This window comes from Rhizobium sp. 01T417 (assembly GCF_056398905.1).
In genome coordinates this window covers 1-11,549 of the sequence record NZ_JBFTQH010000033.1, presented here as the reverse complement: position 1 = coordinate 11,549, position 11,549 = coordinate 1, and the positions used below count along the sequence as shown (strand labels likewise).

Annotated in this window: 13 protein-coding genes; 8 read left to right on the top strand and 5 right to left on the bottom strand. The window is 59.9% G+C overall.

Annotated elements, in window-relative coordinates; all coding sequences use genetic code 11:
- Positions 1-24: 24 nt before the first annotated feature.
- The 4 genes from AC1DPR_RS24485 (at position 25) to AC1DPR_RS24470 (ending at position 3,358) form a co-directional block, all read left to right on the top strand.
- The gene (locus tag AC1DPR_RS24485) at positions 25-543 is read left to right on the top strand and encodes a L,D-transpeptidase family protein (RefSeq protein WP_477817318.1); all 519 of its coding nucleotides are present in this window, start codon (positions 25-27) and stop codon (positions 541-543) included.
- 114 nt (positions 544-657) lie between these two features.
- Positions 658-2,220: a D-aminopeptidase gene (locus AC1DPR_RS24480; RefSeq protein WP_477817317.1), complete on the top strand. Its 1,563-nt coding sequence runs from the start codon at positions 658-660 to the stop codon at positions 2,218-2,220.
- Positions 2,221-2,434: 214 nt separating this feature from the next.
- Complete coding sequence (locus AC1DPR_RS24475; protein ID WP_477817316.1) at positions 2,435-2,659, top strand: DUF2798 domain-containing protein; 225 nt, start codon at positions 2,435-2,437, stop codon at positions 2,657-2,659.
- A 420-nt stretch (positions 2,660-3,079) separates the two neighbouring features.
- Positions 3,080-3,358, top strand: coding sequence for an HU family DNA-binding protein (locus AC1DPR_RS24470; RefSeq protein ID WP_018860244.1), 279 nt, complete (start codon positions 3,080-3,082; stop codon positions 3,356-3,358).
- Between the two features lie 71 nt (positions 3,359-3,429).
- Here the strand turns inward: AC1DPR_RS24470 and AC1DPR_RS24465 are convergent, their stop codons facing one another.
- The 5 genes from AC1DPR_RS24465 to AC1DPR_RS24445 all read right to left on the bottom strand — a co-directional run bounded on the left by AC1DPR_RS24465 (position 3,430) and on the right by AC1DPR_RS24445 (position 7,784).
- Positions 3,430-4,350 (bottom strand): ArdC family protein, encoded by a 921-nt coding sequence (locus AC1DPR_RS24465; RefSeq protein ID WP_477817315.1) that lies wholly within the window; start codon positions 4,348-4,350, stop codon positions 3,430-3,432.
- Positions 4,351-4,772: 422 nt separating this feature from the next.
- Complete coding sequence (locus AC1DPR_RS24460) at positions 4,773-5,564, bottom strand: amino acid ABC transporter ATP-binding protein (protein WP_477817314.1); 792 nt, start codon at positions 5,562-5,564, stop codon at positions 4,773-4,775.
- Positions 5,561-6,229 (bottom strand): amino acid ABC transporter permease, encoded by a 669-nt coding sequence (locus tag AC1DPR_RS24455; protein WP_477817313.1) that lies wholly within the window; start codon positions 6,227-6,229, stop codon positions 5,561-5,563. The genes AC1DPR_RS24460 and AC1DPR_RS24455 overlap by 4 nt, the downstream gene beginning before the upstream one ends.
- Positions 6,226-6,867 (bottom strand): amino acid ABC transporter permease, encoded by a 642-nt coding sequence (locus tag AC1DPR_RS24450; protein ID WP_113469805.1) that lies wholly within the window; start codon positions 6,865-6,867, stop codon positions 6,226-6,228. Before AC1DPR_RS24450 ends, AC1DPR_RS24455 begins: the two co-directional genes overlap by 4 nt.
- A gap of 89 nt (positions 6,868-6,956) precedes the next feature.
- On the bottom strand, positions 6,957-7,784 hold the full coding sequence (locus AC1DPR_RS24445; protein ID WP_026372236.1) for a transporter substrate-binding domain-containing protein: 828 nt from the start codon (positions 7,782-7,784) through the stop codon (positions 6,957-6,959).
- Positions 7,785-8,008: 224 nt separating this feature from the next.
- On the opposite strand from AC1DPR_RS24445, the gene AC1DPR_RS24440 reads away from it, so the two are divergent.
- The 4 genes from AC1DPR_RS24440 to AC1DPR_RS24425 all read left to right on the top strand — a co-directional run.
- The gene (locus tag AC1DPR_RS24440) at positions 8,009-8,722 is read left to right on the top strand and encodes a UTRA domain-containing protein (RefSeq protein WP_113583033.1); all 714 of its coding nucleotides are present in this window, start codon (positions 8,009-8,011) and stop codon (positions 8,720-8,722) included.
- A gap of 24 nt (positions 8,723-8,746) precedes the next feature.
- Positions 8,747-9,685, top strand: coding sequence for a LysR substrate-binding domain-containing protein (locus AC1DPR_RS24435; protein ID WP_169684380.1), 939 nt, complete (start codon positions 8,747-8,749; stop codon positions 9,683-9,685).
- Between the two features lie 95 nt (positions 9,686-9,780).
- Positions 9,781-11,133 (top strand): LLM class flavin-dependent oxidoreductase, encoded by a 1,353-nt coding sequence (locus tag AC1DPR_RS24430; protein ID WP_477817312.1) that lies wholly within the window; start codon positions 9,781-9,783, stop codon positions 11,131-11,133.
- A gap of 15 nt (positions 11,134-11,148) precedes the next feature.
- On the top strand, positions 11,149-11,549 hold a 401-nt coding region (locus AC1DPR_RS24425; RefSeq protein ID WP_477817311.1), incomplete at its 3' end, for a flavin reductase family protein.

Below are 11,549 nucleotides of genomic sequence, written 5' to 3'. Positions count from 1 at the left end.
TCACGTCAAGAAAGGTGTTCGAATTTGGATCTGATCGTAACGCGCAACGGCGACGGCTGGCAGGCCGCCTATGGAGATAAGCGCTGGCGCTGTGCCATTGGCCGCGGCGGCATGCGTCCCGCCAACGAAAAGGTCGAAGGTGACGGTGCGAGCCCGATCGGGCGCTGGCCGATCCGCCAGCTATTCTACCGCGCCGACCGGATCGGCAAGCCGGTATCGCCGTTTCCCTGCCGCGCCATGGACCGCCTCGACGGCTGGTGCGACGACCCCGTGCACCCAGACTACAACCGCCAGGTCAAGCTACCCTTCGCCGCGAGCCACGAGGAGATGTGGATGGAGGACGATGTCTATGACATCGTCGTCGTCCTGGGGCATAACGACGACCCGCCGGTGGCGGGTGCAGGCAGTGCCGTTTTCCTGCACATCGCCCGGCCAAACTACTCTCCGACCGCGGGCTGCGCGGCGCTCTCGCGTGAGGATCTGCTTTCCTTCCTTGCCGCCGCTGAGCCCTCCACGCATCTGCGTTTTTCCGAGGCGAGCTGACATCTTGCCGATGGCGGTTTAGCCTTCATCTCCCCATCCTGAAAAGACGCGCCCGTTTCGGGCGCTCTACCACCCCTCCACTTCCATAGTTCGCGACAATTCAAGGCACGCGTCATGACCAGCATCGACACCGCCGCGCTAGAGCGGATGCTCAACCTCCTGCCGGGCCGCTACAAGGGACCCGGCGGCGTTGCAGGGGTGGTGAAGGATGGACAGGTGGTCGCCCGGCGCGCCTGGGGGTTCGCCGACATGTACCGCAAGGTACAGATGACGGCCGAGACGCGCATGCCGATCTGCTCGCTCTCCAAACAGTTCACCTGCGCGCTGCTGCTCGATCAGTTTGGCGATCCCGCAGTGCTGGACGACAGGGTCAGCGCATATCTTCCGCGCTATCGCGACAGGCTGCCAAGCGTTGCGGAACTCTGCCACAACCAGTCGGGCTTGCGCGACTACTGGGCGCTGACGGTTCTGCAGGGTGCCAAGCCGGAGGCGGAGTTTACGCGCGAGCACGCACTCCCGCTGCTTGCGCGCTCGAAGACCGGCCACTTCCCGGCAGGCGAGCTCTACTCCTACAACAACGGCAATTTCCGCATCCTCGGCGAGATGATCGAGGACGGCACGGGCCGCTCCTTCGGCGAACTTTTGCGGGAGAGGATTTTTGCACCCGCCGGCATGAAGACGGCCGAGCTCGCGCCAGACACCCGCTACCCCCCCGACGAGGTGGTCGGCTATGAGGGCAACGACGACGTCGGCTTTCTTCCGGCGGAAAACGGCATCTACTGGTTTGGCGACGCCGGCATTGTTGCCTCGCTCGACGACCTGCTGGCCTGGGAATGCCATATCGACGAGACGCGCGACGAGCCTGACAGCCTCTATAACCGCATATCGGGTCCGGTGACCTACCGAAACGGAACGCCGGCAAGCTACGGCTTTGGCCTGCGCCGCGATACCTGGCGCGGCGCCAAGATCACTGGCCACGGCGGCGGCCTGCGCGGTTTCAGCTCGTTTCGGCTTCACGCAGCAGAGGAGCGGGTTTCGGTGGTTGTGATGTTCAACCACGATGCAAGCTCGTTTACAGCTGCCACCGCAATTCTCGACGCTGCGCTCGGGCGCGAAGCTTCCAACGAAACCGTTCGCCCCGAAGGCTGGGACGGGTTGTGGCTCGACGATGACCAGGGTCTCATCCTTAGGACCGTTCAAGACACCGCTGGCATCAAGCTCCACTACGCCCCCGCCGCGGCGCGGCTTACCGTCTCTGCGGACGGTGTTGCCCGCGGACACGCGCTCGCCTTGAAGAAACAAGGTGAGATGCTCGTCATGCGTCGTGAGAGTGAAAACCTTGAGGTGACGGCCCGTCCTCTGACCCCTGTCGAATGGGCTGACGGCGTAGGCATCGCTGGACGCTACTGGTCGGAAGAACTCGAAGCTCACCTCCATATCGAAGCGCGCGGCGGCGCCGCTTATGCCAGCTTCGAAGGCATGTTCGGAACCGGCCCGGTGGAGCGCATGTATGCTCTCGCCGTGGATGTCTGGGTCATCACCACCAGACGGTCGATGGACGCCGCTCCACCCGGCGACTGGACGGTCCAGGTCCACCGTGACGCCGATGGTACCGTATCGGGCCTCACCGTTGGCTGTTGGCTTGCCAGAAAGATTGCATATCTGCCCTGTGGATGAGGTCCGATCGACATGCGGCTTTCGCTTCGAGGGTCTTTGAGCCGCCTTGACACCCGACACATCTGAAGTCAGGAACGGGTGTCGAAAAGTTTCAGGCCGGTGTGGTTATTCCGGCCCCCGTTCTCGGGAAAGTCGCTGATGCGAACCCACGGCACCGACCTTCAATCAAGGTGGTGCTGCCGTGAGCGCTCCACCTTATCAAGTGGAGATTTGCATGCACGACACGAAAACAATTATTGTCGCTCAATTATTTATATCAGGAATGATGGCATTCCTCATGACCGGATTCTTCGGCTTTATCCACGCGACCTCAATTCCGGCGTGGCTTTCTGAATGGGCCAACGCTTTCGTTATCGCATGGCCGGTCGCTTTTGTCCTGTCGCTGGGGGTCGGGCGCCTTGGGTTCAAGCTCGCCGTGACGTGTCGACGACATATCTGAGCTGGACGTGTTGGGAGCTGTTGGTCGTACGAGAGGGCTGTGTGGTATTGACCCGCACAGCGCAGACTTCCGTCGCTGAAGCGCTTCAACCGCGACGACTTCTACGTCTGTATCTGGAAGTTTCGCACACGTACGCAATACCGCTTCGGGTCCAACGACATGCGTTGCCGGTGGAGATACGGTCGAAGACGGTGTTGACAGCAAGAGGAAGCGATTGGCCTATTACTGGAGGGGCTGGCCCGAAAAGCTTCCCGAGCACTCCAGGGTATCTTGCCAGCCGCGACCCGATCAGCGGTCACCGCTGGCGAATTTTAATCAGAAGCTGTGGAAATCAGTCGTTTAACCCTCTTTTACTGCGGTGCGCCGATGACAGCGCGAGAAGCGGATGGCAGGGATTCTCAATTGACGAAAGGGGAAACAATGACAACCACCAACGAAATCGCTGACAAGATCGCCGCCGAACATGGCCTGACCAAAGTTCAGGGCAAGGCAATCGTGGAAGCCGTGATCGCCTCCATCACCAGCGCAGCCGTCGCCGGCAACGAAACGTCCCTGCCGGGCTTTGGCAAGTTCAAGGTGAAGACAACACCGGAGCGCGAGGCCCGCAATCCATCCACCGGTGCAACCATCAAGGTGGCCGCTGCCAGAAAGCTGAGCTTCCAGCCGGCAAAGGCGCTGAAGGATGCATTGAACAAGTAAATGGGAAGACCCCGCTCGGATTGGGCGGGGTCCTGTTTTCCATGCGGCATCGTCAGGCGTGAAAGGGCGGCTCACGCCGCCCCCTCGTCTTCGATGCGTGGCTGCAGATGGTGCAGATAATCGACGGCACGCTGCGCCTGTGAAGCGGCTGTGAAGATTGCGCGCCTGTCACCGCTGAGCACGGTCAGCCAGCTATCGATGTAGCTTGCATGATCGGGACGCGGTTCAAGTTCCGGAACGATCCCGAGATCGGCGCACAGGAATGCGCTGCCCAGTTCCGCAATCAGTTCTTCCCGGGCGCGCTCACTGCGATCCGTCCCATAGCGGCTGAGATCGCGATCGAGCCGTCCCTTTGCCGACGTCCAATGCGTCAATTCGTGGCAGATGATGGCAAAGTAAGAAGCGTCGTCCCTAAAGGCGTCGCAGTGCGGCATCTGAATATAGTCGTGGGCTGCGGCGTAATAGGCCGACGAACCTCCATGCCGGATCATGGCGCCGGTGTTGGCAAAGAAGCGACCGGCCTCACCGATGCGGTCGAATGGATCCGACAGGCTTGCTGGCTTGTCAGCCCGGGCATCGAGGCCATCGATCTGATCGGCATTGAAGACGGTGTAGGCTTTCATGAAGGGGATGGAGCGCTCGACGTCATCGCCGCCATCAGCCGTTTCGCTACGGATGATCGAGCTGGCAAAGACGACGGTCGTTCCGCTTTCGCCCTTGCGAACCGCGCCGCCAAGTTCGAGCGCCTGGCGGAATGTCATCCAGGTCGAGGACGAGAAGCCGCGGGCGATTGCCTCCGACCAGAGGAGAATGACGTTGATCCCGGAATAGGCTGCGCCATTGAAGCGCAGCGGTCGTGAGACCGGATCGGACGGATATGCGCTATGCCAGGGTTGGATCCAGGGACGGACACCCTGTTCGAGAGCGGCAATGATCTTGTCGGTGATGCGGGCGTGGATGTCGGATCGTTGGCTGGTTTGCTGCCTTGTCATGTTGGAACCTCCGCTTTGGGGTCGCGACCATCGCGACCTGCTACGGCGGTCCAAAAGCCGGGCTTCAAGCGCTGGCCGGCACCCGAAGGGCCGAAACGCCAGTGGAGGACGGCAACGCCGTTGCGGCCCAGTGCGAGCCTGGCAGGACCGAAAGCCGCAGCAGGCGCGGGGGACGCGGTTTCAAGCGGATCGACAGGTTCAGGCGGCAAACATCAACGCGATCGGCGCCTTAGCGTGCTACCCAAGATATCGTGCCCGGCACCGACCGTCCCTGGCATCCGGTCAGGCTATACTGTCCGCCGCGCCTTGCCAGCGACCGTGCGATGTCGGCGATATCGTCGGTTTACTGCCTGCTGGCATGGAGCCGTTGGGTGCGCGTTCACCTAGATGACATCAAATGAGTGAACGTAGGCTCGGCGCCTTCACAGCAACATCGACGCTCCGCGATCAAGATAGGTGTCGAGGAACTGCTCAAGCCGCGCATTGCGCGGCTTCCTGAAGACCTCCTGCGGAGGACCTGTGAAGACGATTCTGCCGTGGTCGAGGAACGCGATCTGTTGTCCGACGGTGGCCGCAAAACCGATCTCGTGTGACACGACGACCATCGTCATTCCCTCAGCGGCGAGATCGCGCATGACGTTCAGCACTTCGCCGGTCAGTTCCGGGTCGAGGGAGGATGTCGGCTCGTCGAAAAGCATGATCTTCGGCTTGAGGGCAAGCGCTCGGGCGATGGCCACGCGCTGCTGCTGTCCACCGGAAAGCTGCGACGGATAGTGCCCTGCCCGGGCCTCAAGACCGACTTTCACAAGTTGCGCCATGGCTCGTTCTTCAGCATCCTTGCGGCTCATCTTTTGAACGGTCTTCAGTGCCTCGCTCACATTTCCGAGCGCAGTCATGTGCGGCCAGAGATTAAACTGCTGGAACACCATGCCGATCTGGGCGCGGATCGCACGGTTGGCGGCAGGAGCGACGCGCTCCCGTAGGCCCTTGGCATTTTCGGTGAAACCCAGGACCTCGCCATTGATTGTGATGGTTCCAGACGTTGCTTCTTCGAGAAAGGCCATGCAACGAAGAAGCGTGCTCTTGCCGGAGCCTGAGGGGCCGATCAGGCAGGAGACCTGGCCTTGCGGGATCTCGAGGTCGATGTTCTGGAGGACTGTCGTCTCCCCAAACTTCTTGACGAGATTCTTGACTGCGATCGCTGGGAGGCTCATGCGTTGAAAAACCTGAATCTGGTGAATTTCGTTTCTACGAGGCGGCCAAGCCGGCCGGTGATCTCGACGAGCACCCAATAGAAGAGTGCCAGCACCGAGAGTGCTTCGACGAAGGCATATTGCTGTGCTCCGATCGCGCTCAGTGTTGCTGTCAACTCGGGAACGGTGATGATCGAAAGGACGGCCGTTTCCTTCATCAGAAGAACTGCCATGTTCAAAGACGGAGGCAGCACGAGCATGGTCATCTCAGGCAACAGGATACGCCGGATGATCTGCCCCTGTGTCAGGCCCACGCATTCGCCAGCCTCGATGTGACCCTTGGGAACCGCCATGAAGCCGGATCGAAAGATCTCGCTATAGTAGGCGGCGCCGTAGATCGAGATGCCGATCAAGCCCGCCGGCAGGGGATCGAGAGACAGGCCAATGAAGGGACCTCCATAGTAGACCATAAAGATCTGGATGAGGAACGGCGTCCCGCGCAGGACCGCGACGACAAAACCGAGGGCCTTGTCGAGAAGCACTCCACCGAAGCGCCGCCCCACAGCCACGAAAAATCCCAGGATCGCCGCGGCAATCGTGCCGACAACCCAGATCAGGATCGTCACGCCGGCGCCGCTTGTGATCGCTGGCAATTGGTCGAGGATGACGTTGATGTCAAAGGTCATCGCGGTAATCCCGGAAGAGAGCGCTCGATGAGGTCGCCGGCAAGGGCCACCAGCCAATTGATCGCAAGATAGATGAGGCCCGCTGCAGCAAAGATCTGCAATGGCAGGAAGGTGCTGCCTGCAAGATCCTGCGCCATGCGTGTCAATTCGACGACGCCGACGACGGAAACCAGCGACGAGGCCTTGAGGATCAGGATCGCCTCGTTGACCAAGGCAGGGAACGTCAGCCTCAGTGCGATGGGCGCCTTGATACGTCGGAAGATCTGCCCCGGCGTCAAGCCGACCATCTCTGCCGACTCCACGAGACCGATAGGGACGCTGGCAAATCCGCCGCGCATGTTTTCCGCCTGATAGGCCGCGGTGCAAAGCGAGAGCCCGATGATGGCTGCGACGATGCTCGGTACGTTCAGCCCGATCGCAGGCAACATATTGTAGATAAGCAGCAGTTGCACAAGCAGCGGCACGCCGCGAAAAAAACTGATGAAGATTTGTGCAGGAACGACGAAGACAGCCTTCCTCGACAGCAGCATGCCCGAAAGAAAGATCGCGATGGCAAAGCCGATCAAAATAGACACGACGCTTATCAGCACCGTGTAGATCGACGCGTAGAGAAGCAGTTCAAAGAGTTTGATGGACATGTCCGGCTTTTGCCCGCCTGGCTGTCATGGAGGCACGATGGCGTCTTTGATTGCGCCCTGGAAGGGGCGCAATCAACGATCGTCTTCTATCAGAACGCAGGGTCCTTGACGGCATCGGGCGTTTCGAAGGTGGCGCCAAACCACTTCTTCTGGAGCTCGGCCATACGGCCATCAGCCTTGATCTTCAGCAGTGCTGCATCGATCGCGTCCATCAGCGGCGCATGGTCGGCATCCTTCAGGCCAATGAAGCCGAAGTAGGACTTCTTGCCGAATGGTGGCAGCACGACTTCAAACGTTCCCTCGCGCTGCTTGGCCACGAAGGCGATGTTCGGCAGCGAGTTGGCGACACCGGCAATGCGACCGGCGGCGAGATCGGCATAGGATTCAGTGAAAGCGGGGTATTCGCGTATATCCACCTTGGAAGACAGCGTTGCCGAAAATTCCTTCAACTGATCGAGCTGCGAGGTGGCCTTGCCGACACCGATCGTCTTCCCGGCGATATCGTCCGGCTTGCTGATGGTCGTGTCACCGGCTTTCTTCAGGATTGCGATGGTCGCTTCGGCAATCGGCGGCGTGAAGCGGTAACGCTCCATGCGCTTTTTGGTGATGGTTGCAGGACCGGCGACGACATCGAACTTGCCGGCTTCGAGCGCCGGGAAGACGCCATCCCAAGGAAGCGCTACCCACTCAATCTTGACGCCCAGCTCCTTGCCGATCTCGGCAAAAAGATCAACGTTCAGGCCAGCATGTTCGCCGGCATCGATAAAATCAAAGGGTGCAAAGGCGGTTTCCGTACCGACCTTCAGAGTGCCGGCCTCCTTGACGGCGGCAAGCGTATCGGCGGCGTGCGCCGACAGCGTCGCCCCAACCAGAAAGGCAGCGCCGACGAGGCCCTTCAGCAGTGAACGTGCGATCATGATTGTCATCTCTCCAGTTTTCGCATCCGTGGATGCGTTCGAGTTCCCGATTTAGTCCCGTGACACGGACTTCTATGATCCGCTTTTGACTATACAAATAGATATGCGCTAGCCTAAGGTGTCAACGTCAAAGTCGACGGACGCAATTTTTGTGCCGACCGGGTTCATTGGGGCGCGAGTTTCGCGTCTATATCGTTTCGCCAGCGGCAAGATGGGGTCGCGTCTTGGAGCCAATTTATCTCCGGATATTCAAGGATATAGAGGCGAAGATCCTGGCTGGGGACTGGCGTCCAGGTCATCGGATCCCGAGAGAGCACGACCTCGTCGACGACTACGGCTGTTCGCGCATGACGGTAAGCAAGGCGATGACGGCACTCGTCGACCGCGGGCTTGTCGTACGCAAGCGCAAAACCGGCTCCTTTGTCGCCTCGCCGCAGATCGACCGCACGGTCATGGATATCCAGGATATCGGCACCGAGGCGACTTTGGCGGGCTATGAGCATCGCTACGAGATATTGACACGAAAGATCGAGACCCTTGGCTCGGTCGAGGCCGCACAGTTGGACAGTACGTCGGGAGCCGAAGTCCTCAGGATCCAATGTCTGCATATCGTCGATGGAAAGCCCACCGCAGTCGAGCGTCGTATCATACTGCTGGACACAGTACCGCTCGCAAGAGACGAGAGCTTCGCGACCGCGCCTCCGGCAAAATGGCTCCTCTCGCAAGTGCCGTGGTCTCGGGCCAAGCATGTGATACGGGCGGTCTCGGCCGATGCTGCGACTGCGCGCATTCTTGAGATCGATCGTGGCGAGCCGTGCCTGAATCTCATTCGTCAGACGTGGCAGAATGATCGCATGGTGACCTATGTCGAGATCACGCATCCCGGAGATCGCTTTCAGTTTGCCGGCATCTTTCATCCGGCCGAAAAACCTGCGTAGCGTCGGGAGCCATGGGGGAGCGCGTTGAGCGAGGAACAGAAGTTTCGGGGAATTCCGCTGAAAGGTCTGCAGGCATTCGAAGCGGTCGGGCGCTGCGGGAGCGTGATGGCGGCTGCCGCGGAACTGAACGTGTCTGCGGGCGCCATCAGCCAGCAGATACGCAAAATTGAGAGCTTTATCGGCATTACCCTGGTGGAGAGAAGTGGCCGGACGGTGGAGCTAACGCAGTGGGGCCGGCTCTACCACCGGGAAATATCGAAGGGGTTTGAGCAGTTTGCGCTCGCCCAGCAGGTGCTCGAACGGGCGCGCAACGAAAATGCGCTGGTTCTCAGCGCGCTGTCGTCGGTCGTCAACAAATGGATCGGCAGGCGCATTTTTGACTGGCAAGTGCTCCATCCAGACGCTCACGTCAGGCTGACCGGCCGCGACAGGGAGCCGCGAATGGGCTTCGACGAGGTTGATTTCCGGATCAGTTACGGGTCGGACGTCCTGCAGCACGATCACTATGCCGAGCTGTTTCGCGACTGGGTTGTTCCAGTGTGCTCCCCTGCCCTGACGGATGGCAGGAATTTGACGGCCGCCGATCTCTTGTCCTATTCGCTGCTGCATGTCGAGTGGGAACGGCATTTCACACCCTATCCCAGCTGGGCGGAATTCGCTGAGAAGATCGGGGCGAGCTTCAAAGGTCCTCCCTCCGGCTTGTCCTTTACCCTGTCGAGCAGCGCCATCGACGCCGCCATCAACAAGCGCGGAATCGTGCTCGCGCAGATGTCGATGATCGCCGACGAATTGGAAGCGCAGACATTGGTGATACCGGTCGATATCAGAATGCCGTTGCGCGAGAGTTACTTCCTTGCTTGGGACCGCTCCGCGCTGCAAAAGCCTTATGGCTCGGAGTTTCGCGACTGGGTCATGGCGATCTCGCGGCGGCAGGCGCAAATCTCCGCACCTGCGACTCTTTAGAAAAACTAAAACGGAAGTCAGCGTTGCGTTCTTGATGAAGAAAGTCGCGTGGCGTTACCTTGGGCAATCAAAGAACAATCCCACTGGAGAATGGCATGGCGCGTACCGACAAGATGAAACTGGGTACATTCGTCTATACGTTCGGATTTCACCCGGCCTCATGGCTGCATCCGGCAAGCGACGTTCACGGCGCCAACGATTTTAGCCACCTGCTCGATGTTGCCAGGCGATCCGAAGCGGCGAAACTCGATTTCATGTTCATGGCCGATTCTCCGGCCGCCGCCGTCGGCGACCCGGATGCTCTCGCGCGCATCCCGACCAAGATGAACCGTTTCGAGCCATTGTCGTTGCTCGCGGCGCTTGCGGTAACGACGGAGAAGCTCGGTCTCGTCGCCACTGTATCGACCAGCTACTACGAGCCATACAACGTCGCTCGGCTATTTGCCTCAATCGACCATCTGAGCCACGGGCGGGTATGCTGGAACGTCGTTACCTCGGACCACGACGAGACGGGCTACAATTTCAATCGTGAGGGGCTGGATCCGCACGCGCTACGCTATGAGCGAGGCAACGAGTTTGTGGATGTCGTCTTTGGTCTCTGGGACAGCTTCGAGGACGGCGCGTTGCTGCTCGATCGCGAGAGCGGTGTCTACTATGACAAGACCAAGCACCATACGCTCAATCACAAGGGCAAGCACTTCCAGGTGCGCGGACCGCTGAACATTGCGCGCTCGCCGCAGGGCCGGCCGGTCATTGCGCAGGCCGGTGGCTCGGAGCCCGGCATGGACATGGCAGCACGCACGGCCGAGATCGTTTTCAGCCTCGCCTCGAACATCGAGCGAAACCGCGCATTCTACGAAAACGTCAAGGGACGTATGCCCGCCTACGGGCGTAACCCTGACGACCTCAAAATCATGCCCGGTGTCGTGCTGAACGTGGGTGAAACGGAAGCCGAGGCGCAGGCGAAGGTCAACTACCTTATCGACAAGATGCACCCGGACGTCGGTCGCCTGATGCTTTCCGAGTTCCTCGAGGCCGATTTGCGTGGCGTCCCATTGGATAAGCCATTTCCGATGGATCGATTGCCGACGGAACCCAAGGGATCGCGGGCGCTGTTTGAGGAACTCACCGATTTTGTGAAGAGCGGTCGTACCGTCGGTGAATTGGTCCGCCACTACGCCGAGAAGCACACAGGCAATGGCATCACCGGTACGCCGACACAGATTGCCGACTTCATGGAGGAGTGGTTCGAGACCCGTGCGGCGGATGGATTCATCCTGATGTTCCCGACGCTGCCATCCAGCCTCGACGATTTTGTGAAGCTCGTTCTGCCGGAATTGCGCCGGCGCGGACTTTTCCGGGAAGAATATGAGGGCAAGACGCTACGGGACAACCTCGGCCTTTCGATGCCGACCAATCGTTTCGCGAAGGCGCAAGCCACAGCCTAACCAAGGAGAGAGCGAATGCTAGAGATGACAACCCGACCTGTCGTCGATCAATCTGCGTTCAAGCTGTCTATGCGCCACCTGGCCGGCGCGGTGAGCGTCATCACCGTAGGCGAACGCGAGGAGCGGACAGGCTTTACCGCGACATCGGTTTCGTCCCTTTCCGCGGAGCAGCCTTCGATAATCGTCAGTCTCAATCGCGGGTCGTCGTCCTGGCCGGTGGTTGAACGATATCGCCGCTTCTGCGTCAATGTGCTTGCCGTCGACCAACAGCATATCGCGCAGTCCTTCGCCGGCTTCGATGGGCGGCGAGGGGTCGAGCGCTATCAGGACGCGCAATGGTATAGTCTTTCGACCGGCACGCCCGCGCTGAAAGATGCGCTGACGGTTATCGACTGCGAACTTGAAACGGTACTCAA

What these genes read in the sequence shown, in the direction of transcription:
- AC1DPR_RS24480 (WP_477817317.1), top strand. Translation starts at nt 658, where the DNA reads ATGACCAGCATCGACACCGCCGCGCTAGAGCGGATGCTCAACCTCCTG.
- AC1DPR_RS24475 (WP_477817316.1), top strand. Translation starts at nt 2,435, where the DNA reads ATGCACGACACGAAAACAATTATTGTCGCTCAATTATTTATATCAGGA.
- AC1DPR_RS24470 (WP_018860244.1), top strand. Translation starts at nt 3,080, where the DNA reads ATGACAACCACCAACGAAATCGCTGACAAGATCGCCGCCGAACATGGC.
- AC1DPR_RS24465 (WP_477817315.1), bottom strand. Translation starts at nt 4,350, where the DNA reads ATGACAAGGCAGCAAACCAGCCAACGATCCGACATCCACGCCCGCATC.
- AC1DPR_RS24460 (WP_477817314.1), bottom strand. Translation starts at nt 5,564, where the DNA reads ATGAGCCTCCCAGCGATCGCAGTCAAGAATCTCGTCAAGAAGTTTGGG.
- AC1DPR_RS24455 (WP_477817313.1), bottom strand. Translation starts at nt 6,229, where the DNA reads ATGACCTTTGACATCAACGTCATCCTCGACCAATTGCCAGCGATCACA.
- AC1DPR_RS24450 (WP_113469805.1), bottom strand. Translation starts at nt 6,867, where the DNA reads ATGTCCATCAAACTCTTTGAACTGCTTCTCTACGCGTCGATCTACACG.
- AC1DPR_RS24445 (WP_026372236.1), bottom strand. Translation starts at nt 7,784, where the DNA reads ATGATCGCACGTTCACTGCTGAAGGGCCTCGTCGGCGCTGCCTTTCTG.
- AC1DPR_RS24430 (WP_477817312.1), top strand. Translation starts at nt 9,781, where the DNA reads ATGGCGCGTACCGACAAGATGAAACTGGGTACATTCGTCTATACGTTC.